25 protein-coding genes are annotated in these 23424 nt (G+C 41.8%); 12 read left to right on the forward strand and 13 right to left on the reverse strand.

The annotated features are described in order from the left end of the window. Positions 1-83: 83 nt before the first annotated feature. From L4C32_RS07215 to L4C32_RS07240, 6 genes are all read right to left on the reverse strand, one after another. The gene (locus L4C32_RS07215; protein ID WP_428196189.1) at positions 84-524 is read right to left on the reverse strand and encodes a YHS domain-containing (seleno)protein; all 441 of its coding nucleotides are present in this window, start codon (positions 522-524) and stop codon (positions 84-86) included. A 92-nt stretch (positions 525-616) separates the two neighbouring features. Next, on the reverse strand, positions 617-1339 hold the full coding sequence (locus L4C32_RS07220; RefSeq protein WP_428196190.1) for an NRDE family protein: 723 nt from the start codon (positions 1337-1339) through the stop codon (positions 617-619). Beyond that, a complete protein-coding gene (locus tag L4C32_RS07225; protein ID WP_428196191.1) occupies positions 1339-1878 on the reverse strand; it encodes a DinB family protein in 540 nt (179 codons plus the stop codon). Before L4C32_RS07225 ends, L4C32_RS07220 begins: the two co-directional genes overlap by 1 nt. Positions 1879-1916: 38 nt before the next feature. Beyond that, positions 1917-3071: a D-alanine--D-alanine ligase gene (locus L4C32_RS07230; protein ID WP_428196192.1), complete on the reverse strand. Its 1155-nt coding sequence runs from the start codon at positions 3069-3071 to the stop codon at positions 1917-1919. After that, positions 3068-3658, reverse strand: coding sequence for a VTT domain-containing protein (locus tag L4C32_RS07235; RefSeq protein WP_428196193.1), 591 nt, complete (start codon positions 3656-3658; stop codon positions 3068-3070). Before L4C32_RS07235 ends, L4C32_RS07230 begins: the two co-directional genes overlap by 4 nt. Before the next feature lie 87 nt (positions 3659-3745). Further along, the gene (locus tag L4C32_RS07240; RefSeq protein WP_428196194.1) at positions 3746-4228 is read right to left on the reverse strand and encodes an Lrp/AsnC family transcriptional regulator; all 483 of its coding nucleotides are present in this window, start codon (positions 4226-4228) and stop codon (positions 3746-3748) included. A 138-nt stretch (positions 4229-4366) separates the two neighbouring features. On the opposite strand from L4C32_RS07240, the gene L4C32_RS07245 reads away from it, so the two are divergent. Continuing rightward, positions 4367-5281, forward strand: coding sequence for a DMT family transporter (locus L4C32_RS07245; protein ID WP_428196195.1), 915 nt, complete (start codon positions 4367-4369; stop codon positions 5279-5281). Positions 5282-5355: 74 nt separating this feature from the next. Here L4C32_RS07245 and aroG read toward each other — a convergent pair whose 3' ends face one another. Beyond that, the gene (gene aroG, locus L4C32_RS07250) at positions 5356-6408 is read right to left on the reverse strand and encodes a 3-deoxy-7-phosphoheptulonate synthase AroG (protein WP_428196196.1); all 1053 of its coding nucleotides are present in this window, start codon (positions 6406-6408) and stop codon (positions 5356-5358) included. Positions 6409-6675: 267 nt separating this feature from the next. On the opposite strand from aroG, the gene L4C32_RS07255 reads away from it, so the two are divergent. From L4C32_RS07255 to L4C32_RS07275, 5 genes are all read left to right on the forward strand, one after another. Continuing rightward, complete coding sequence (locus tag L4C32_RS07255; protein ID WP_428196249.1) at positions 6676-7422, forward strand: amino acid ABC transporter ATP-binding protein; 747 nt, start codon at positions 6676-6678, stop codon at positions 7420-7422. 10 nt (positions 7423-7432) lie between these two features. Beyond that, complete coding sequence (locus L4C32_RS07260; RefSeq protein ID WP_428196197.1) at positions 7433-8227, forward strand: amino acid ABC transporter permease; 795 nt, start codon at positions 7433-7435, stop codon at positions 8225-8227. A 13-nt stretch (positions 8228-8240) separates the two neighbouring features. Further along, positions 8241-9029, forward strand: coding sequence for a transporter substrate-binding domain-containing protein (locus L4C32_RS07265; RefSeq protein ID WP_428196198.1), 789 nt, complete (start codon positions 8241-8243; stop codon positions 9027-9029). Positions 9030-9060: 31 nt separating this feature from the next. Beyond that, positions 9061-9930: an amino acid ABC transporter permease gene (locus tag L4C32_RS07270; protein WP_428196199.1), complete on the forward strand. Its 870-nt coding sequence runs from the start codon at positions 9061-9063 to the stop codon at positions 9928-9930. A 139-nt stretch (positions 9931-10069) separates the two neighbouring features. Beyond that, positions 10070-10615: a hypothetical protein gene (locus L4C32_RS07275; RefSeq protein WP_428196200.1), complete on the forward strand. Its 546-nt coding sequence runs from the start codon at positions 10070-10072 to the stop codon at positions 10613-10615. Positions 10616-10680: 65 nt separating this feature from the next. Here L4C32_RS07275 and L4C32_RS07280 read toward each other — a convergent pair whose 3' ends face one another. Beyond that, positions 10681-11370, reverse strand: coding sequence for an ATP-dependent zinc protease family protein (locus L4C32_RS07280; protein WP_428196201.1), 690 nt, complete (start codon positions 11368-11370; stop codon positions 10681-10683). A 21-nt stretch (positions 11371-11391) separates the two neighbouring features. After that, positions 11392-12579 carry an amino acid aminotransferase gene (locus L4C32_RS07285; protein WP_428196202.1) on the reverse strand — a complete coding sequence of 396 codons (1188 nt, stop codon included), beginning with the start codon at positions 12577-12579 and terminating at the stop codon, positions 11392-11394. Between the two features lie 377 nt (positions 12580-12956). On the opposite strand from L4C32_RS07285, the gene L4C32_RS07290 reads away from it, so the two are divergent. The 6 genes from L4C32_RS07290 (at position 12957) to L4C32_RS07315 (ending at position 20357) form a co-directional block, all read left to right on the forward strand. Beyond that, a complete protein-coding gene (locus L4C32_RS07290) occupies positions 12957-14567 on the forward strand; it encodes a peptide ABC transporter substrate-binding protein (RefSeq protein ID WP_428196203.1) in 1611 nt (536 codons plus the stop codon). 128 nt (positions 14568-14695) lie between these two features. After that, positions 14696-15616, forward strand: coding sequence for an oligopeptide ABC transporter permease OppB (oppB, locus tag L4C32_RS07295; RefSeq protein WP_428196204.1), 921 nt, complete (start codon positions 14696-14698; stop codon positions 15614-15616). A gap of 9 nt (positions 15617-15625) precedes the next feature. Beyond that, positions 15626-16555: an ABC transporter permease subunit gene (locus tag L4C32_RS07300; RefSeq protein WP_428196205.1), complete on the forward strand. Its 930-nt coding sequence runs from the start codon at positions 15626-15628 to the stop codon at positions 16553-16555. Positions 16556-16564: 9 nt separating this feature from the next. Continuing rightward, entirely contained in the window at positions 16565-17569 is a 1005-nt protein-coding gene (locus L4C32_RS07305; protein ID WP_428196206.1) for an ABC transporter ATP-binding protein, read from the forward strand. Next, the gene (locus L4C32_RS07310; RefSeq protein WP_428196207.1) at positions 17566-18567 is read left to right on the forward strand and encodes an ABC transporter ATP-binding protein; all 1002 of its coding nucleotides are present in this window, start codon (positions 17566-17568) and stop codon (positions 18565-18567) included. The genes L4C32_RS07305 and L4C32_RS07310 overlap by 4 nt, the downstream gene beginning before the upstream one ends. Before the next feature lie 2 nt (positions 18568-18569). Then, the gene (locus L4C32_RS07315; protein WP_428196208.1) at positions 18570-20357 is read left to right on the forward strand and encodes an aminopeptidase P family protein; all 1788 of its coding nucleotides are present in this window, start codon (positions 18570-18572) and stop codon (positions 20355-20357) included. Positions 20358-20375: 18 nt separating this feature from the next. Here the strand turns inward: L4C32_RS07315 and L4C32_RS07320 are convergent, their stop codons facing one another. The 4 genes from L4C32_RS07320 to L4C32_RS07335 are packed head-to-tail and all read right to left on the reverse strand — an operon-like array spanning position 20376 to position 23371. Continuing rightward, complete coding sequence (locus L4C32_RS07320; RefSeq protein WP_428196209.1) at positions 20376-21032, reverse strand: Qnr family pentapeptide repeat protein; 657 nt, start codon at positions 21030-21032, stop codon at positions 20376-20378. 14 nt (positions 21033-21046) lie between these two features. Beyond that, entirely contained in the window at positions 21047-22294 is a 1248-nt protein-coding gene (locus L4C32_RS07325; protein ID WP_428196210.1) for an MDR family MFS transporter, read from the reverse strand. A gap of 7 nt (positions 22295-22301) precedes the next feature. Then, entirely contained in the window at positions 22302-22628 is a 327-nt protein-coding gene (locus L4C32_RS07330; RefSeq protein ID WP_428196211.1) for an AzlD domain-containing protein, read from the reverse strand. Then, positions 22628-23371 carry an AzlC family ABC transporter permease gene (locus L4C32_RS07335; protein WP_428196212.1) on the reverse strand — a complete coding sequence of 248 codons (744 nt, stop codon included), beginning with the start codon at positions 23369-23371 and terminating at the stop codon, positions 22628-22630. Before L4C32_RS07335 ends, L4C32_RS07330 begins: the two co-directional genes overlap by 1 nt. Positions 23372-23424 lie beyond the last annotated feature (53 nt).

A 23424-nucleotide genomic window follows, 5' to 3' on the forward strand; every position in this document is an offset into this window, starting at 1 on the left:
GAACAAAGATTAATGTAATAAAACCAGTCAAGATAGATTTACTATTAATATATTTCATAATATCTCCTTACTATCCAGAGTGATTATTCGTTGACAATAATAGACCAATTCTTATCACCATCTGAAATGAACCCTGGAATATTCATCTCCCATTTTTGTTGAATATCTTTGTTGTAATTTAGATATAGTTTATTGTTAACGATGGTCCACACCTCTGGATCACCCGGTGCTTTATCGCTTTTTTCTGCTACTGCCCAAGCACAGTGACCACCGTATTGCGGGGCGTATTTTTCTGGGTTAGCTTTAAAAGCATCTAAATGTTGTTGAGATGAAAAAAACCAATCTGCACTTTTGTATACCGTAGAAAACGTGGCATTACCCATTATTGGTTGGTCAGATTCGAAATATGAGACGGCATCGTAGCCACCTAATGCCTTATTACTAAAAAAACTAGTATATATCTCATCGCTGGCATGACTTACACCACTGAATATCAATATAAATAATAAAATAATTCTGTTCATTTTTTCCATCCATTCGTTTATTGAGTGCATTTAAATATTCTACAGTAAATAAGAACGGGGATTTAAGGTATTTATTTCACCTTATAATCACATTATTTAATAAAATCGCGATCTATTATCTGACACGGTTCCTGACACATTTTTTCCTGTTTATCTACGGGTATGGAATGATACTTCATTGTGATTTTTCGATTGTTTACTTCAACACTTGTCATACTCACTGTCTGCGCATCATCTCTATGCATTAACACTGAAAGGTAGCCATAGTCACTATGTTGGTGTAAATGGAAAGCCTGCAATTTTGTGCTATTTTCACTCTGATCGACGAGTGAGTGAAAGATAGCCTCTCGATACTCCGTTACCTCTTTAAGTGATACCCCTGACGAAACCATCGGTGATGTCGCCTTTATTGAATGTAAACCATGCCCATTCCATTGGTAACAAAGGACTGGATGGCTGGGTATTATTATTACCACTGTAAAAGGAGCATAACGGTGAAGTGGCATCTCCTCAATTTCGCTTCGAATGTCATGCAGAGTACGACTTTCTGCTAACTGTTTCACTATTTGGCCACGGCTGATCAATTCACCATCTGGTGTTACTCCTTGATAATTATTGAGTAGGCCGATTGTCACTCCAAATTGATTAGTGGCAATCCAACTCCCTTTTCCTACTGGGTCAATAGGCATAAGGTAATGAATACCATTATTCGAAAATTTTTTAGGGGGCTGGGCAGGAGTTCGGGATTTGTGTTCATCTCGATTAAAGAACAGATGGTAACCTTGATCTTCCATGACCCATGACAAGGTACACATTAACAACGCTCCCTTTGATACGTCGTTGTTGCTGGGGCGTAACCTAGATTTTTATCAACCTGTGCATCGCAACTTATTGCGGCTACTTTCATTAACGCCAAATGATGCGTGGTATGAGAAGCAACAAATACCAACTCCCTTTCCATGCTTGAGCGTAAAGTCGCACAACGTGTATCTTTAATGGAGACTTCTGTTTTTATCAAGGTTGTTGACGTGATTTGTTGTGCCGTCAGTGCCAATAGCCACTGTTTAATCTGTGTAAACTTGGCGATCGCTTGTTGACGATCACTCTCAACCACAGATCCTCTATGCCGCACGTCATAATCAATAAGACCGTTCTCTTTTGGTTCCATGATCGCTATGTAGAGGTCAATATTATGTCTGGTATGCTCGCCAATGCTGCTCTCTAAATAAGGAAGTGCTCTATAAAGATATTGCTGTTCAGTTAATTGAGACAATAGCTCGATACTTTGATCGACCACTTCGATATTCGCCAATACGGAGAGTTTCTCCGTTGGTGCTTGTCTATATTTAGTCATCGTTTACCTATACACGCCTCTGGGTAAGTAAATACCGATTAATCGGTCGTTGGGTACTTCTTAACGAGCTGACTCTCTTGTCGCCACGCTTTATATAGCTCACTAAAACTCGGTGTCGAATACCCACGTTGGGTCTGTTGTTTACCAATCTGATATAACGTCTTATATTGAAATAGTAGGGTGTTAAAAATCTCTTTTAGTGGGGTTTTTCTGTCCCATATATGAGCGGCTTCGCTACTGGCTCCGTTGATTTCAAGAATAGTAAAGGAGTGGCCATCCATCAAACTATCTATATCCTTAAACTTCACGTCTAAGCGGCCGTAATGAAACCCTGGAAGATCATCAAAAATAGTGTCTAACCGTGCGGTCAGCTTGGGAGATATGTATTGGTTCCCATCTCTGAAAATTGCCCCTCGACTATGACTACCCGCAAAAGCCAATCGAAATTTACTGCCGCAACTGATCACATGGTCTAAGACCTCCTCATGCCTTGGCAGATAGAGATGATTAAGCTGTCCAGCACGAGGGTCATTCATAATCAGTTCTTTTAATGTTGACTGCCCATCTCCAGTAACAAACGGAGAGTATTTCAGTGTGATTGAGATTATTTTCCCTTGTTTCTCTCCAGGGTAACGAACATAAAAAAGTCCCGCCTCTGCTTCATAAGGGGCTTTGGTCTGTAATAAATAACGTGCTTGGTTCGGGAAGCTTGAAATATAGCTTTCGAGTTGTTGCTCATTTTTGACCAATTTAACGCCAGCCCCCCGGCAACCTAAATCAGGCTTTGCCACTATTGGAAATGATATCTGCTCGTCACTCATGGCCATTAATGCATTATGAGTCTGCTGATTACTCGATTCACTGCTTTTCGTTAAGGTTACAAAGTCAGAGATCCACTGTTTAGCTTCAATGCCTGCTAATTCAAGAATGTCATTTTTTGACTCTCCCACCATGCCACTCAGTTTAATAGTAGGGTTAACAATTAACGGCAGTGCCATATTTTTATATTTGATGCCATACCAGATGCTTTGAACAATCACTGGCGTATAAAAAAACCAGGTCGGCCAAAATTCATAACGTGAGAGACTTTTTAATTCCTCAGACTCCATGGGTGGCATCCCTTGGTTCACTTCACTATCAGATTCAACAATGGTGAGTAGTGGTGAATTACTCTCTGAAAATAACACACTCATTTTACCTCCTTGTTCCTTAAGCCAGCCTTAAAAAAGGTTCTGTTGCTGAGTATTAATAGAAGTAATGCGATTGGAATGACCGCCCATTTGTACGGGTTAGATTGAATCATTGTCTGTTGACCAAGTTGATACACCAAGGTAAAAACCACTGCCGTCCATAAGGAGGTGGCGAGTACCACTGCGCTAATGTAATGAGTAAATTGAATGTTAAAATGACCACACAGAGCGTATCCAACAGAACGAAGACCTGGTATGAATCGGATGATGAAGATATTACGGATGGTCTTTTGCTGCAGTCTATGTTTTATCTCTTTAAAAGCAGGTCTGGTTAATAAACGATAACGAAACCAACGCCAATGCCTTGAGAACCTGCCCAGTAGATAGAGTCCGATATCCCCAGTCGAGATACCAATCAGTATTGCAATGATTGCGAGTGAAAGTGAGAGGTCTTGATTAGAGGCTAACACAGCTGCTGTAATAATGGCCAGATCTTCGAGTAGATAGGACAATAGAATGATGGAAGCAACAAGCATGGCTCCTTGCTGCTCCGCTGTCATGTCGATAACCCATTGTGTTAAGTTGTCCATCTTTATTCACTTTTGATAATTGAGTATTTAACAAGACCCTATCAATCAGAATAAACTTTCAACATGAGTTAATTTATCCTCCTCTCGTTACTCATTACCGTGTTCATCATGTGTAATGGCACTGAATACCAGTGGGGTATCACTCTTTATTGATCGTATGGCCAAGTTAGTATTGATATCTTTAACCATAGATAAAGTTTGCAGTTTACGCATCACTTGTTCGTAATGTTCAAGATCACTCGTCACCACTTCCAATAAGTAATCATTTGCCCCAGACACAATATGCGCATTCACTATCTCATGCATATCGATAATGGCATTTTCAAACTCATTGATAACCTCCTCCTGATGATTACTCAAACCGACATTAACGAAGATCGTGACCCCAAGTCCGACTTTTTTTCGGTCAATACAGGCACGGTAACCAGTAATCACACCTTGTTGCTCCAACTTCTTTAACCTGCGTGCACAAGGGGACGCTGATAATCCGACTTCATCCGAAATCTCGGCGGTGGTTAATCGTCCTTGAGTTTGTAAAATGTCTACTATCTTTACATCCAATCTATCCACGCTTCTTTCCACCACTTTTTATCATTTAAACGCTATTAATCAGCGATAATTATCTTTTAAGCGTTAAGAACGCCGAGATTCACCATGACATATTACGGCATAATCTGTAAACACCTTGTTACTAAAAAGTTGACTTACATGTCTGCAGTTCCAACCTTAGCACTCAACACCGACCGATTTAATTATGGCTACCCTGCAGTGTTCATAACACTGCTGGTTTGGTCAGGCTTTTTTCTCTCATTACGAGCCGGTGCAAATTCAGCAATGACCATGGTAGATCTCTCAATTTTACGCTTTGTTCTACCTGCATTGTGTTTTTCGACTGTAGTCTATAAAAGCCGTAAAAAGATTCAAAAAGTCCCCATCAAGTATCTGCTAGGAATTATTGCGGGTTCTGGGTTTCCTTTTTTCTATCTTGGAGCAACTGGGATGCAATACGCGTCTGTCTCATATGGCAGCCTGTTAATTCCGGGTACATTGCCACTGTTCGTCTCGGCCATTGCAGTCACACTGTTCAGTGAACCCTTCTCGACACATCGTAAAATTGGCTTGTTCTCTATCGGCGTAGGCATCGCTATCATGATCTCCACCAGCTTGATTGATTTCGACTATTTGCAATTAAAAGGCGTCGTGTTGTTCCTATTTGGTAGCGCCATGTGGGCTATGTTTACCATTTGCATGCGAATGTCAGGGCTCAATGCCATTGAAGGTGCCGGAATTACCGCGATCGGTTCTCTATTGTTACTCGGAGGGTATTGCGTAATTATGCCCTTTGAAATCAATATGTTTACTGTGTCTTCTTCAGAATTACTGATACAGTTTTTAATTCAAGGCGTGTGTGTTGGGCTCATTGCGGGATTTTGTTATGGGTTTGCTATTTCACGATTAGGAGCAGAAATGACGGCAGCTTTTGGCTCATTAACACCGGTTGTTGCCAGCCTACTGGCCATTCCTCTTTTTGCTGAGATGCTCACCTCAACCACGGTAATAGGCATCATATTTATCTGTGGTGGTTCACTATTAGCCAGTCAGATATTCAAAAAGAGTCACTAACTTCGAGTGGAAGGTCAGTGAAAAATAACCGCAACAGAGTGCTGCGGTTATTTTCAGATAGACGTAAAAAGCGTTTATACGTTACGACGAGCAGTTACAGAATCAGCAAGTTGTTTCAACAGCTTTTCGGTATCATTCCATCCGATACAGGCATCAGTAACACTTTGACCGTAGGTTTCTGCTTTCCCATCAACGATATCTTGGCGACCCTCTATGAGGTGACTTTCAACCATAACCCCAAAAATTGAGTTATCGCCATTTGCCATCTGTGAACCAACATCTTCTGAAACGATCATCTGTCGTTCAAATTTCTTGCTACTGTTTGCGTGTGAGAAGTCAATCATGATTTTCTGAGGTAACCCTGACGCCGCAAGTTGTTTATTAATGTCTGCTACATGTTCAGCACTGTAATTAGGTCCCTTTCCACCACGTAAAATGATGTGACAATCTGGGTTCCCTTTCGTCTCAACAATCGCTGAATGACCAAACTTTGTCACTGACAAGAAGTGATGTGGCGCTTCGGCTGAACGGATAGCATCAGTTGCAATTTTAATATTGCCATCTGTACCATTCTTAAAACCAACCGGGCAGGATAAGCCTGATGATAATTCGCGGTGAACTTGTGATTCAGTGGTACGAGCCCCAATGGCGCCCCAACTAATTAAGTCAGCCATATATTGCGGCGTGATCATATCAAGGAATTCACTGGCGGTTGGCATCCCCATATCAGTGAGATCCAATAGTAATTTTCGACCGAGACGCAAACCATCATTTAATTTAAAACTATCGTCCATGTAAGGGTCGTTAATTAACCCTTTCCAGCCCACAGTGGTACGTGGTTTTTCAAAGTAAACACGCATAACAATTTCTAAACGATCGCCAAGCTCATCGCGAAGAACTTTTAACTTTTTACCATATTCAAGTGCTGCATCTGGATCGTGAATAGAGCAAGGACCAACCACCACCAATAGGCGATCATCTTTGTCTTCAAGAATGTTGTGTATCGCTTTACGCGCAGCATATACCGTTTGAGCAGCTTGTTCAGTTGCAGGAAAACGTTCTAAAATTGCAATTGGTGGTAAAAGCTCTTTAATCTTATTTATTCGTAAATCATCATTCTGGTGCATGCTCACTTCCCTTGTATTCATCAACACTTCACTGGTATGTGCTTTTTTTAGTCTGACAATTAACTTATCGCCTTAGCATCATTAGTGCAACGTTTAAATACAAAAAAGAGTGTTAGTTAGATTTAGCACCTTCAATCGTCATTTTTGTACATTTTTCCCTCACTTTACGTTTTCAATTGTATTTGTTCCCATTTATACTTTGTAATTAACCTGTTAACTTTATAATATCAATTAAGATCTCGTTTATAGGAACGTCATGTGCTTGAATTGAATCAACTATCATCTAAAGAGCTACCCGTTATCAAGTTCAGTGCTCTCAATAAGTGGTTTGGTGACTTTCAAGCGCTTAAAGAGATCGACCTAACTGTGCATCAAGGGGAAAAGTTGGTGATTTGTGGCCCATCGGGCTCAGGAAAATCGACACTAATTAGGTGTATTAATGGCCTTGAGCAGTTTGATTCTGGTCATTTAAGCCTCTTTCAATCTAATGAAATTACCTCTATTCATAAAAGCGGCCGCATTGGCATGGTTTTCCAACACTTTAATCTATTTCCTCATATGTCTGTTCTTGAGAATTTAACTCTTGCTCCGATTCGAACCCTTAAACTGTCCCCTACACAAGCTAAGCGACGTGCCTTAACCATTTTAAAGCGCGTCGATATTTCTGAACAGGTTGATAAATTCCCGAGTCAGTTATCCGGTGGCCAGCAACAACGAGTGGCTATAGCACGATCACTCTGTATGAAACCTGAAATACTATTATTTGATGAACCAACTTCAGCATTGGATCCAGAAATGATCAGTGAAGTACTTGATGTAATGTGCGATTTAGCTGATGAGGGAATGACCATGGTGTGTGTAACTCATGAGATGGGTTTTGCTAAGAAAGTCGCAGACCGTGTTATTTTTATGGACCAAGGGGAGATTATTGAAAGTGCGCCACCTCAACAACTGTTTGACAGCCCCCAGCACCATCGTACGCAGCAGTTCTTAAATCAAATATTAAGTTACTGATAGGCTTGGTATGATCAAATTAATCAAACCTGCGTTCTATGCGATATTACAAATTATCGTTTTATTGTTTGCTATTTTGTGGGTATTAAATAACGGTGCTCAGGTTATGGGTTATACATGGCAGTGGCATCGTGTTCCAGATTTCATTGCTTTTTACGAAGATGGAGAGTGGTGGTCAGCGGAATTACTGACGGGCTTGTCGGTTACCATCAAAATTTCTTTTCTAAGTTTAGTAGCTACGCTATTGATAGGGTTATTGACCGCTCTTGCTCGCCTCTCTTCGTCCATTGTTGCTCGAGTTGTCGCCCGTATCTACGTAGAGGTCATACGTAATACCCCATTGTTAGTTCAAATCTATATTCTCTATTTCGTTTTAGGGCCAGTGATAGGGTTAGACCGATTTAGCACAGCAGTATTAGCGTTGGCGTTATTTCAAGGAGCCTATACGGCTGAGATTATACGTTCTGGTTTAAATTCAATACCAAAGGGACAATTTGAAGCGTGCCGTACATTGGGGTTATCGTCATTTTCATCCTACTATTATGTGATACTGCCTCAAGTACTCCAACGTACCTTGCCTCCATTAACCAATGAGGTTGTGTCACTAATAAAGAACTCTTCAATTGTGAGTGTGATGGCCATTTTTGATTTAACTACCGAAGGACGAAATATCATAGCGGATACGGCAATGCCATTTGAAATTTGGTTTACTGTGGCATTAATCTACCTCTGCTTAACAGTGACACTCTCATTTTTTGCTGCACAACTGGAAACTAAACTCGGCGCTCAATGGCGCTCATTATAGGGAGATATCAATTATGTTACGCTTTTACGCTTTATTATGCTTTGTACTACTTACCTTCTCGTCTCACTCTTTCGCAGCATCTGCGTTAGAAGAGATGCAAGAGCGAGGGGTTATCAAAGTTGGAATGTCAACGTTTGTCCCTTGGGCAATGCGCAATAGCCAAGGTGAACTGATCGGTTTTGAAATTGACGTCGCCAATCGGCTTGCAAAAGATACGGGGTTAAAGGTTCAATTTGTCCCTACCGCTTGGGATGGCATCATTCCTTCTCTGCATGGTAAAAAATTTGATGTTATCATCGGGGGTATGACCATCACAGAAGAACGCGCTAAAAGTGTCTTATTTACCTCACCCTACTCGCACTCTGGTACTAAAGTCGCCGTTAATAAATCTCTACTACCCGATGTGACCGAAATGAGCCAGCTTAACTCTCGAAAGTTTAAGATTGCCGTTAGGCGTGGTACCGTCGCCGTTACAGCAGCAAAAAAACATTTTCCAAAGGCAAAATTACTGCAATTTGATGACGATGCTCAGGCTTTTCAAGAAGTGTTGAACAGCAATGCCCATGCAGTGATTGCCTCTACACCAAAGCCAGAACAGGAATCGATTACCTATTCCGCGATCCTTTACCTTCCTTTTACTCAAAGTCTGTCCCAGGGTAACGAAGCTTTTGCTGTACGATTAGGTGAAGAGGATAAAAAACATTTCTTCAATGAGTGGATACAAGCACGTACCGACGATGGGTGGTTACAACAACGCTATGACTACTGGTTTACCACATTAGATTGGCAAGATCAGCTCTAACTCACCACTTAGCGGCCACTAGAGGAATGCAATGAGTAAGTTTACATTCAACAGGTTAGACCTTATTGTCTTCACTCTTTTGGCTGTCGTTAGTTATTGGTTTTACTACCGCTCTTCAGTCAGCTTAAATTATCACTGGCATTGGTTGGAAGCCGTGCATCTCATTTTCACCCCAAGTGCTAACAACAGCATGCCCTATTTTTTCCAAGGACTTCTGTCAACGATTAGACTCAGTTTATGGGGGATGGTTTTTGCTGCGACACTTGGATTACTTGTAGGTATTGCTCGATTATCTTCAGTCTCGTTTATACGACGATTAGCAACTGCCTATGTACAATTAATACGTAACATCCCACCTTTAGTGTTTGTATTTATCTTCTATTTCTTTATTTCAAATCAACTGATACCCGTTATGGGTTTAGAGAACCTATTGCGCTATCATCATGGTGACATACATCCACTGCAATCATTCCTTTTTGGACCGGCTCAATTGTGGGAGAACCTCATTTCCGGAGTGTTATGCGTAGGACTGATCTCCGCAGCATATATTGCAGAAATTGTTCGATCAGGATTTGAAGCAGTGCCTAAAGGACAGTGGGAAGCGTCACAATCACTAGGTTTATCACGCTGGTCACGTTTTCGTTTTATCATTGCCCCACAAGTTTTAACGGCAATCGTACCTGCCTTAGCTGGACAGTTTATCTCTTTAGTCAAAGACTCTTCAATCATATCCCTTATCTCTATTCAAGAGCTTACCTTTGTCGGTACTGAAATCGCTAACTCATCAGGTATGATTTTTGAGATCTGGTTATTAGTTGGTTTAGGATACCTTATTCTCTGCTTACTATTATCTCTGTGCTTCTCCTACATTGAACACAGAAGTTCTCGTCACCTTCACTAAGTACACACTGCATCCTTGATTACTTACATGATTTCGTTATTATATTTACTTATTGTGGCTTGTTTATTGCTTACTTAATCTTAGCTTTTTCTTGTAACGTCAATTTGACACACTTTCATTCACCTAAACGGAATTACTTATGCTTGTAAGGCCAATTAAATTACTCTCCCCATGTATTCTTGGGGCCTCACTACTCTGTTCAAATTCTGTATTGGCTGAAAATTTTAGCTATAACTTCATCGAAGCTCGAATTGGTGGAAGCCCTTCTACTTTTGGCGGGCAAATGAGTGGTTATATCACTGAAAATTCACATTTTATTGCCAAAATGGATTCAGAGTTCTCAGGAGATTGGGACTTGGCAGTTGGAGCTGGATTTAATGGTCCATTGAATGAATTTAGTGATCTTACTGGTCAGCTTCTGCTGCACAATGTAAAAAGCAGTGGCAGTGATAAGGTCGGTGACGAAAATATGACCGAGTTAAATGTTGGCCTTAGGGCTTGGATTTTACCTCAAATGGAAGTGGGTGGCAGCATCGGTCAATTAATTGACAGTGATGAGTCACAGACGATTGGTAGTGCGCATTTTCGTTTCCACTCAACCGATCAACTCTCAGTGGGTGCTGCAATGAAATTTCATGGCGTTTATGGTTCACAAGTAATAATGACCGCTCGATTTCTCTACTAGATTAGCGCCATTTCAACAGCAAAGGCATGCATAAAAAAGGGCTTGATGATTCAAGCCCTTTTTCGTTATTTTTTTTCAACTTTGGGTTGAACAAAACTTTTACTGACATCGACCACTGCAATGTCTCGGAAGAAGCTACGGCCCATTAATAGACCGTAATTAAGGTGCGAACGATCGGTTAGAGTAAACTCAGTTTCAACCTTTACATCCCCTAATTGAATCCATGCTAAAACAATTGGCCTCTCTTGCACTTTATCAGTATTTGAAGACTGTTTAATCTTAACCCAGCGGCTTACTGGCAAAGCGATCTCTTCAGAGTTTTTCTCATTGTGAGCCAGTTTAAATTTAACCCAGTCTTTACCGTCACGCTCAAAGGTCACTATATCGATTGCGCTAGCAGAAGAGGTTGTTGCACCTGTATCGATTCGTGCTTTTACACTGTGGTTTAACCCTTTAATGTAAACCCACTCCTCTTCACCCAAGATGAGCTTCCCCTCTTTCGTTTTTAACCTTTTAGCCGGTTTCTCAAGTTTAACTATAGGCTTTGACTCTTTCGGTTTGTCGACAACCACTGGCTCATCATTGCGAATCTGTTCAGCTTCAGTGATGACATTATCTGGAACAACTTCACTTGGTTCAGATTTTTCCATCTCCACGGTTTCTATGTCTGTTTTTTTCACTTCTTGCTGATCATTCGTCAACGTCACACACCCTACTAATATCATTGGGAGTGTCAGGATTAGCCATCTATTCATTGCTTATTCCTACTTGTTTAATCAATAATTTGAAACGCTAGCCAGTGCCTTTGCTACGTAATCAATATGCTGTTCTTGAAGACCCGCAATATTAATTCGCCCATCACCTACCGCGTAGATACCATAGTCAGTTTTAAGCTGTGTCATCTGTTCTGGAGAGAACCCCGTAACCGTGAACATACCTTTGTGCCCATTAATGAAATCGAACTTATTACTGTTGGTTTCAATTTGTAAGGCAGAAGTTAGCTGAGAACGCAAAGAGATCAGACGTCCATGCATCTGCTCTAACTCTTCTTTCCAAATCGTTGTCAATGTTTGGTCTGTCAAAATTTTACCGACGATAGCAGCACCATGATCTGGCGGCATCGTATAAGTCGCACGCGCCATTTGCAGCAGTTGTCCTTTGGCTTTTTGAGCTAACTCTGGATTCTGACCAACCACGATAGCGGCACCAGTTCGCTCCCGATACAACCCAAAATTCTTCGAGCAAGAAGTCGCGATAAACATCTGTTCAACACGATCAGCCATGTAGCGCATTCCTGCAGCATCCGCGTCTAATCCGTCACCAAAACCCTGGTAGGCAATATCAACAAATGGAGTGAATCCATTTTTAAGCACCAGATCAGTAATGGTCTTCCATGCTTCTAACTCAATATCAGCCCCAGTTGGGTTGTGACAGCAACCGTGAAGAAGAACGACGTCTTTTGGTCCTGCATGAGCAAGATCACGGAGTAGTAATTCAGTATCAACGCGTTTCGTTTTCGGGCAGAAGTAATGATATTGTCGAACTTTCAGTCCTGCCGCTTCCATTACCGGTTTGTGATTCACGTAACTCGGGTTGCTGATCCAAATCGTCGTATCAGGTTGAGCGAGTTTAATTAAATCACCCAGCATACGAAGTGCACCACTAGCTCCAGGAGTCTGTATTGCCGATAAGCGAGAGTAAGCAGACGTGTCCTTTAGCATCAGATCAACCATACTTTGGTTAAATATTTCGCAACCAGCAAGACCTACATACGCTTTGGTTGTCTGCTCTGCAAGTACCTGACTATTTGCCATCTGTACGGCTTTCATGATGGGAGTAATTCCCGTGTTATCACGGTAAACCCCAATTCCGAGATCCACTTTATCTGCTCTGGTATCATTTCGATAATCAATAGAGAGCGACAAAATCGGGTCTTGAAGTGGTTTTGGCAAGTTGCTTAGCATGTAAATCATATCCTTATGGTAGAAACTGTTAATACGGTACCATTTGATGTCACAAAAATCACCTCTACACTGCCATTTCACCGCTGTTTTGGACAAATTTTATTAATTAATTGTTAATTGTATCGATTAGAAACTGCACTCTGACGAAATAAACGGCATGCAAGGAAATGTTTCATTTATCCTACTTATGTTTACTTTTCAATAATCTCTTTGCAACAACGGTTACATTTTCATTGATTCGCGTCCTATGTTGCATAATTGTAAATAAACGTTGATGGAATATTTTATACAATATACTGTGTATGCGCATCATAAGGAAATATACAGACATTGTAGTTCGTATCAAACGAACTATTACTAGGACATCGAGGAAGATTATGAAACTTTGTAAACCACTTTTTTCAGCAGTCATACTCTCATGCGTGCTAAGCACCAATACTTTCGCCAAGCCTTACCCTACGGGAACAGTGCTAGCTGAAAAACAAGAGATTACACTTAACAATGGCAATGAAGTAACCTCCATTGACCCTGCAAAACAAGCCGCTGAGCCTGCTTTTAACCTTGGTCGTGACCTGTTTGAGGGCTTAACCACGCAGGACAAACAAGGGCGTACTATTCCAGGCATTGCCAAAAGCTGGGATGTTAATAGCGATAACACCGTGTATACATTCACCTTACGTGACTCTGTTTGGTCGAATGGCCAACCTCTTACCGCTGACGATTTTGTTTATAGCTGGCAACGTCTGATTGATCCAAATACAGCGTCTCCATATGCATGGTTCGCGGCGATACCTGGCATTAAAAACTCAGCCATGATCATGGATGGTAAAATGGCAGCCGATCAGTTGGGTGTTAAGGCATTAGATAAGAACACCTTTGAAGTGACACTTGAAAAACCTGTTCCTTTCTTTGTAAAGCTGCTTAGCCACCCGGTACTTGCTCCAGTACACAAAGGAACCGTTGAGAAATTTGGTAACGAGTGGACTCAACCAGGCAATATCGTCACCAACGGTGCATTCACTGTTAAAGAGTGGAAAGTGAATGAGAAAATGGTCATGACTAAAAACAGCCACTACTGGGATGCTGATAATGTCGTGCTAAATAAAATCACATGGTTACCAATTGGTGATGCTAACGTCTCACTCAACCGTTTCTTAGCGGGTGAAATTGACGAAGCCACTTCAATTCCTGCCGCACAAAAGAACAAGTTGCTAAAAGCACACCCAGAGATGGTCAGAGAGACTGGTGCTTCTTTAGGCTCTACCTTCTACTACCTAAATACAGCTAAAGGGCCGACCAAAGATCTGCGCGTTCGTAAAGCACTCTCTTTTGCTATCGACCGTAATATCATCACTAAAGCTGTCGTGAAAAACGGTGGTATTCCAATGTTTACGCTTGTCCCACCACAAACTGATGGATTCAAGAGCTTTGAACCTGAGTTTGCAACCTGGTCTCAAAAACAACGTAACGCAAAAGCCAAAGAGCTTATTGCTGAAGCGGGTTACGGCAAAAGCAACCCACTTAAGCTGACATTTACTACACCGACTTTCTCTACTGATGTCAAAATGGCAACCGCAATGGTAGGTATGTGGAAAAGTGTTTTAGGTGCACAAGTTGAAATTAAGCAGCTTGAACCTAAAGTATTTTACTCACTGAAAGATCCTGGCAACATCAACCGTGGTGGTTGGACAGCAGATTATAATGAAGCCTCTACTTGGTTGGATATCTTTGTTTCAACCGGTGAATATAACGACTCTAAATACAACAATCCTAAATACGATATGTTGATGAAAAGTTCGAAAACTCTTACGGATCCTTCTCAAGAGTACATTCAAGCTGAAACGCATCTGATCAATGATATGGCAATTATCCCACTTTACCGTAACGGTGATAACAAATATCTGAGTAACCCTAAAGTCGGTGGTTATGAGCGCTCTAACCCAGAAAACTCCTTCTATCGTAAAAATGTTTACATCATCGCAAAATAATACGTAACCACAGTCACTGACGTTAGTCAGTGACTGTCACTACTTCCGACGCTCTGATTTTTTCTCAAACCAATCAGTAGCAGAGCCTTAAGTTCCATGTAATTTGTAATCTGTATTGTAGGAATATTATGCTGTCATATATTGCCCGTAGATTGTTAGTGGCGATCCCAACGCTGCTCTTTATCGCATTAGTCTCATTTTGGCTGATGCACATTGCTCCCGGTGGACCGTTTGATATGGAAAGGCCTATGCCTGAAATCGTCCGCGCTAATATCGAGGCAAAATTTCATCTTAACGAACCTTTTTTCGTCCAATTCATTATCTATATATCTAACTTTGTTCAAGGCGATCTTGGGCCAAGTTTCGTTTACCATGACTTCACCGTCACTCAACTAGTTTCGCAATCATGGCCTGTATCTGCAATTTTAGGCGCGCTATCTTTCGCTATTGCTGTTCCGTTAGGCATGCTATTTGGCACCATAGCCGCCCTTAACAGAAACAGTCGTTTGGACTACATGTTAATGTCCCTTTCCATGACGGGTGTAGTGATACCAGCCTTCGTGCTCGCTCCAATACTCGTAACCATTTTTTCTATTCATCTTGGCCTGCTCCCTGCTGGTGGCTGGGAAGGAGGGAAAATCCCCTATTTGATATTGCCAGTGATCAGTTTAGCCATTGGCTCTATTGCCAGCATTGCTAGGGTGATGCGTGGTGCAATGATTGAAACCTTAAACCAACCCTACATCAGAACGGCCAAAGCAAAGGGTTTATCGACCTCATACATATTATTTCACCATGCACTCAGACCGTCACTCATTCCTGTAGTAGCAATGCTTGGTCCTAGTTTCGTATCGGTCATCACAGGATCAGTCATCATTGACATCTTCTTTAGTACCGGTGGTATGGGTCAACACTTTGTTTCAGGTGCCCTTAACCGTGATTATGGTTTAGTAATGGGAATTACTCTTATCGTCGCCACACTGACCATCCTGTTTAATTTAATCGTTGATCTGCTTTATACGATCATCGATCCTCGAATTCGTCTGTAGGATTTCATTATGTTAACCAAGAAAATTGACGCTTCAGTTCTTACTGACAATCTAGCAAACTCGATCGATGCGATTGAAGGTAGAAGTCTATGGCAAGACGCATGGATGCGTTTTAAGAAAAACCGTGCAGCAATGGTTTCTGTGTTTATCTTAGCGTTTATCGTTTTATGTATCACATTTGGTCCAATGCTCTCCAATTTCGCTCACGATGAGATTGACTGGGAGGTTATCTCTGATCCTTACGAACTCGGTAAACCCTCGTTCGAATCCGGTCACTATTTCGGCACCGATGACCTAGGGCAAGATATCTTTGCTCGCACAATGAATGGAGGTCGCTTATCCATTATGGTTGGTTTCATGGGCGCACTAGTCGCCGTTACGATTGGGACCTTATGGGGAAGTGTTTCTGGCTTTATTGGCGGTGCGTTAGACAGTGTAATGATGAGAATTATTGAAGTCTTAGATTCAGTACCTTTCATGTTCATGGTCATTCTGTTTGTTACTCTATTTGGGAATAATATTTACTTAATTTTTATCGTTATAGGTATGGTTTCCTGGCTTGGTATTGCCCGAGTCGTTCGAGGGGTAACTTTCAGTTTAAAGAAAAGAGAGTTTATTGAAGCGGCTCACTCTATCGGTGTTTCTAATACACGCATTGTCTTGCGACACATCATGCCAAATGTTTTGGGTATCGTGATGGTCTACTCCTCACTAATGGTCCCTGGTTTTATCATGTTTGAGTCCTTCTTGAGCTTTTTAGGACTTGGCGTTCAGCCACCTGATACAAGTTGGGGAGTTCTTATTTCTGCCGGTGCAAAAACCATTGATGTGGCTATTTGGCAGTTAATTTTTCCTTCAATATTTTTAGTCACGACCCTATTTTGTTTTAATTTTATTGGCGATGGTTTACGCGATGCCCTCGACCCGAAAGATCGTTAAGGAGCAATCATGAGTATTTTAACTGTTAACAACATGAACGTACGCTTTCAAACTCAAGATGGACTCGTACAAGCAGTATCGGACCTTTCGTTTTCTATTCAACCAGGGGAAACATTAGGCATAGTGGGTGAATCAGGTTCAGGTAAAAGCCAATCTGTTTTTGCCCTAATGGGATTAACTGCAGATAACGGCATTGTCAGTGGTGACGCTCTTTTCCACGGCAAAAACTTACTGGAGATGAGTAAAAAGGAGTTAAATCGAATTCGCGCTGAAAAAATCGGCATGATCTTTCAAGATCCTATGAATTCACTCAACCCTTTTATGAAAATTGGTAAGCAGCTAACCGAAGTATTGTGCAAACATAAAGGAATGAGTCTAAAAGAGGCAACCACAATCTCTATACAGATGCTGGATGCCGTTCGTATTCCTTCTGCACAAACTCGTATGTCACAATATCCCCATGAGCTCTCTGGTGGGATGCGTCAGCGAGTCATGATTGCGATGGCACTTTTGTGTAAGCCCGAGCTAATCATTGCTGATGAACCAACAACCGCGCTTGATGTTACCGTGCAAGCGCAGATCTTAACCCTACTGCGCGATCTTCAATCTGATTTTAACACGGCCATTTTATTAATTACGCATGACATGGGTGTTGTGGCCGAAATGTGCGACCGAGTGTTGGTGATGTATGGGGGCCGACGCATGGAACAAGCCGGTATTAATTCCTTATTTGAAAGCCCTAATCACCCTTACACTCAAGGCCTTCTCACCGCAATTCCGTCTATTTACGATGATATCGATAGATTAAAAACCATTGCCGGTAATCCACCCAGTGCGCTAATAAACGCACAAGGTTGCCCGTTTTATGAGCGTTGTAATTCCGCTTCAGAAATCTGTAAAAAAGAGATGCCTGAGTTTGTCAATGTGAATGAGCAGCAAGCATTAGCCTGTCACGCATACTCTCCTGTTTCTGCGGTCGTTTCGTCGCCAATACTTTCGGAAAAAATAGCATGAACAACAACAAAGATATTTTAATGCAAGCACGTGATTTACGCGTTCATTTTAAAGTGGGTTCGTCATGGATGCCTGGTTCTCAACCTAAAGTCGTTAAAGCTGTCGATGGTATCGATTTGGATGTATATCGCGGTGAATCTTTGGGAATTGTTGGCGAATCAGGTTGTGGTAAATCTACCCTCGCTCGTGCGCTATTAAGACTTATTGAACCTACTGGCGGCGAACTTCGCTGGGAAGGCGAAGATATGCTTGCGCTTAATAAGCAACAACTTACAGACAGTCGCCGTCATTTCCAGATGATCTTTCAAGACCCTGCTGCTTGTTTAAACCCAAGAATGACCATATCAGAAAGCATTGCAGAACCACTGCTGATTCATGAGCCTACGATGAAGCGAAAGGAGGTCGAAAGTCGTGTCATGGCAGTGATGGATAAAGTAGGCTTGTCTGCGACACAACGTAATCGATACCCTCATGAATTTTCTGGTGGTCAGTGTCAGCGTGTTGGTATTGCTCGAGCGCTTATATTGAAACCGCAATTGATCATCTGTGACGAACCCGTTAGTGCTCTTGATGTATCCATTCAGGCTCAAGTGATCAACCTATTAAGTGACTTACAAAAAGAGATGAACCTTACCATGGTGATGATTGCCCACGACCTGAGCGTGGTTAGGCACATTAGTGACCGTGTTATGGTTATGTATTTAGGAAAGCCTATGGAGACAGGTCATTATAGGAATGTTTTTGATGAAGCGGCACACCCATATACCCGTGCTCTACTTTCAGCAGTGCCCGTTGCCAATCCAAAATTAGCTCGAAATAGAGATATTCAACTGCTACCTGGTGATTTGCCCTCTCCGTTAAATCCACCTACTGGTTGTGTTTTTCGTACTCGATGCCCAATGGTTAGTGACCATTGTTCATCGCAAAAACCAGTGCATTCTGGTACCACTGAACACAATATTCATTGCAACAACGTTTCACTGTCAGGGATTATATAAACATGAGCCTACCTCACACTTCCGACCGCCTGCAAGCACTCAGAACGAACATGAAACAGCATGAGTTTGCTGCCTATATTGTGACTAATTTTGACCCACACCATAGTGAGTATTCTGCTGACCACTGGTTTTCGCGTCAGTGGATTACTGGGTTTACTGGTTCTGCTGGTGATGCCGTTATTACACCAACTGGTGGTGGGCTTTGGACAGATGGTCGCTATTACATTCAAGCAAATGAGCAATTATCTGGTAGTGGTATCGATCTGTTTAAAGCGAGATTGAATGACACGCCAACCATTCCGGAATGGCTCGCTCAAACCTTAGAGAAAGGATCAAAAGTAGGTGTTGATGGTCGCACTATCAACCACGATTTCCTACTCCAACTTCATTCGGCTTTTGTTGATAAAGAGATTGAGGTTGTATTAACTCACGACTTGATTGGCATGGTGTGGCATGACCGTCCAAGCCGACCTAAACAGAGTCTGTTTGATCACTTAATTGATTATGCAGGTGAGACAGTCACAGATAAACTGTCCCGAACTAGGTTGAAAATGAACAACGATGGCGTACAGCATCATCTGATCTCTACGTTGGACGATATTATGTGGACACTTAACCTACGTGGCGGTGACTCCCCTTACTGCCCAGTGTCTGAGTCATATCTACTGGTGTCGGATTGTAGTGCGACCCTGTTTATCGATCTCGATAAATTACCATCCGCTATTCAACAGAATCTTCAACAAGTAGGTGTTAGAGTTCAACCCTATGAGTCGATTTCAAAAGTGCTCTCTCAGTTACCTGACGATGACGCTCTGCGTTACTGCCCCAAACATTCAGATAGCTTACTCATCAGTTACCTCAACCGTTCGACCAAAGCGGTTCAAGGCCCTGCCTATGCCACTTTACTAAAAGCGATTAAGAACACGGTTGAACTCGAGAGTATGGAGAACGCGCTCTGTCTCGATGGTGTTGCCGTTACTAAGTTTGCCCATTGGCTTGATGATAATGTCCCTCGTGATGCCGTATGTGAGCTCTCAGCTGAACACCAGCTAATGAGTTATCGACGTGAGATACCCAATTACATCAGTGAAAGCTTTCATACTATTGCCGGTTATGCAGAACATGGTGCAAAAATGCACTATGCCGCAACGAATGAGAGCAACAAACAGGTTGGAACACAGCAGTTCTTTCTCGTTGACTCAGGAGCCCACTACCCGGGTGGTACCACAGATATCACTCGAACCTTCCACTTTGGTAAAGTCAGCGATATTGAATCTCGAGATTATACCTTAGTGCTGAAATCAGTCATCCGATTAACGCAAGCAAGGTTTTTGAAAGGAACGCGTGGTTGTAATTTGGATATCTTAGCTCGCGGTGTCTTATGGCAGCACGGTATTGATTACAAATGTGGTACAGGGCATGGTGTTGGTATGTGTCTTAATGTCCACGAAGGACCACAAAGTTTCTCACAAGCGTTGATCGATCAACCCTTAGAGCCGGGTATGGTAATTACCAACGAACCTGGTATTTATCGTGATGGTCAATATGGTATTCGTATTGAAAACATCATAAAAGTGGTTGAGCTTGAAGAGAATGAGTTTGGCCAGTTTTACGGATTTGAAACCATAACACTGGCACCGATTCAAACCTCTGCGTTGACTCACTCAATGCTAGACGGTGGTGAAAAAGAGTGGCTCAATCAGTACCATCAAACCGTTTTTGAGAAATTAAGCCCACATCTAAACAAGGCTGATACCGAGTGGTTAGCGCAAGCCACGGCTGCTATTTAATCTGATATTGGGTGTCTGTTATGTAGCGACAACAGACACGCCAAGTGGTGCGAGTAATTGTTCTTGCTGCCAATCGCAGATTAATACCCCTTCTAACTTTACTTGTCTAGGATCTAACCCTTCAAGATCCACACGGCAGAGGTTACAATTTTTAATATCAAAGGTCCCCCACGCTTCAGACGAAAACTCCCCCCCACTTAGATCTGAACTTTCTAAAGATGCACCTAATAAATTGGCACCATTCCAACGATTTTCAAATAATTCGCATTTCTCCAGCTTCACATCTTCTAGGTTGGCGTAACTTAGGTTTGAGTTCGTAATAAACGCAGAGCAGAAAAAAGTCTTATTGGTAATATAGTTCGCGAAACTGGCTCGGATAAAGTCAGCCCCTTTCAGGTTACACTCTCGTAATTCAATTCCATAGCAATTAGTTCCATTAAAATGTGCCATGCTTAAATCACACTGTTGAAAGCTGGCATTTTTAAGTTTGGCATAATCAAATCGACAACCATCTATCTCACCCTGCTCAATAAATTTACACTGCTTAAAAATGGCATCACTTAAATCTGCACGGCTGAAGTCACAACGATAAAATTGACAATTCTCAAAATGAGCATCCATTAAGTTCTGTTTTGCAAAGGATTCATCATTAAATATCTGATTACTGGCATGCATGGGAGGGGCCTCATTTAACTATTTTGACGTAGGATAATCTCTTTCTCGGCGATTCCATAGAGCCAAATCATCAAAATGCTGATGCCAAAGCAAAAAATGAATAACTGACTTGCCCCTAAGAGCTGAATGATGACACCACCAATAAAAGGAGCCATCGCGAAACCAAGGGAGTAAATGGAAGCCGCTCCGAAATAACTTCCTCGTAAATGAGCAGGTGCAATTTGATCAATTTGTACATTCAACGTTGGAAAAGCGATGACTTCGCCCACACTCAACACAAAACAGGCAATTAACCAACCTACAGGCCAGTCAATCGGTACCAACAAGAAACCAATTTGAGATACACCCATCAAGATCATTCCAATTTTGGTTCTTTGATATAAACGAACATTTTGTAATAGTTTCAACATTGGAAATTGGAATAATATAATGGTGCAGGTATTCACCAAGACCAATGCACTAATAAACTTCGCAGCATCTTCTATTCCAGAGCGGACAATAACCTGCGGAATTGAAGATTCATATTGCCCATAAACAAACATCATTAGTATATTTGCTAACAGTAATTTAATAAAAACTGAGTCTTTTGATATGATTTTTATGGTCTGTTTTAGGCTAATAACGTCACCGTCATGCTGCTGAATTTTCTCTGGGTGGCGGCCAAATGCGATTAACAATAGAACAGCAAACACAACATAGGTTACCCCTGTTATCCAAAAGAGTATTTGTGGGTGTTCTAGTGCCAACGTGATACCTATCAATGGACCAATGGCCCCGCCAATATTGATAATAAAATAACGAATGTTAAGGGCAAGCTCTCGATCCTTAAGATCATCCAAATTATCGCTGATTACCGCTTTAGCCGGTGCTTCAATCATAGGTCTCATTAACCCACAGCCAGCTATTAGTATTGCAAATTGAGTAATCGAGTGCGCAAAACCAATTCCTGAGTAACTAATAGCCGCGATAATACAGCCCAAAACCATGACCCATTTCCGACCAAATTTATCTGACAGGTATCCTGAATAAAGCCCCGTAACAGACCCAATAATCGCTGAGACGGCAAACATGCTTCCGACGCTGATAGCACTTATATTGTAATCTTGGTAGAGAATGACAATCAAAAAAGGCCATGCCATAAAGTAGGTGGTACGTGCCAACAAGGTGCCAATCAATACAGTCCAAATAGTGGTATTGAAGCGCGTCAAACGCGTTAATTGCAACATGTTATCTTTCTCTACAGCATCGACTTTTGAATTCATTTTTTACCTATATACCCGTTGCAAGTATCCATTTTAAAACAAAGAAAAATATCATTCCTAAACTAATGGTTTTCAGCAGATTTTTAGTTAATAACGCAATTAAAAATGCGGCAATGGCTGAGAGCAAATAGGGATTAGTGACGCTGACATCAACTTCCCCTTGAGGCATCACCACCATAGGTACAATAATGGCGGTTAATACGGTCGGTGGAACGAAACGCAATGAACGCTCCATCCACATCGGAAACTTAAACTTCCCGGCTAACGCAAACATCACAAAACGTATGGAGAAGGTCGCTAAAAACATCCCCCCAATTAATAACCACTCATTCATTATCTCTCTCCCCGAATACTATTGTCATTGGTCGGTTCAGCAGATTGACGTTTTGCCTTTTGTATCCGAATTATTAACATACCGACCGCGATTCCGGACAGTGCACTTACGATCAAACCAAGCTTATGAGGAAGGTTTGCAAAGACGATTGAACAGCTCGCAGCCACTATCACCGCACTCCACATTGCTGCTGTATTGAGGTAAGGAACCACCATTCCAATAAAGGTCACCGCCATGGCAAACTCAAGTCCCCACTGACTCATATCTGGAAAAGACTCGCCAAGAATCACCCCTAATACCGTACAGAGAAACCAATTACTGTACATAGCAATCATTGAACCTAGGTAGTACCAATGGGCCAATTTATTATCACTTGACTGATAACGTAGGCTCACCGCGGCAAACGTTTCATCCGTTAATCCAAACGCCATTAAAGCACGCAGTGAAAGGGGAAGATGTTTCACTTTATCAACTAATGCAGTGGCATAAAGAAGGTGCCGAAGGTTCACGACAAGCGTCGTTAATATAATAACGCTAAGCCCTACTCCAGAAGCGATCAGTGCTAAAACAATAAACTGGGCAGAACCGGCGAAAACAAACAGAGACATGGCTAAGGTAGCAGGTATAGACAAACCACTGTTCGGAGCTAAAGTGCCAAATAAAATACCAAAGGGAATAGCGCCAACAATCAACGGTATTGTGGCTTTCATTCCTGAAATAAACTCACTTCTTTTACTGCTCACAATCGTCCTTGATATAGATCTGTTACATAACATAGGGTGATGTTTCACCCAGA

The sequence above is a fragment of the Aliivibrio kagoshimensis genome, assembly GCF_050337105.1.
Taxonomy (GTDB): Bacteria; Pseudomonadota; Gammaproteobacteria; order Enterobacterales; family Vibrionaceae; genus Aliivibrio_A; species Aliivibrio_A kagoshimensis.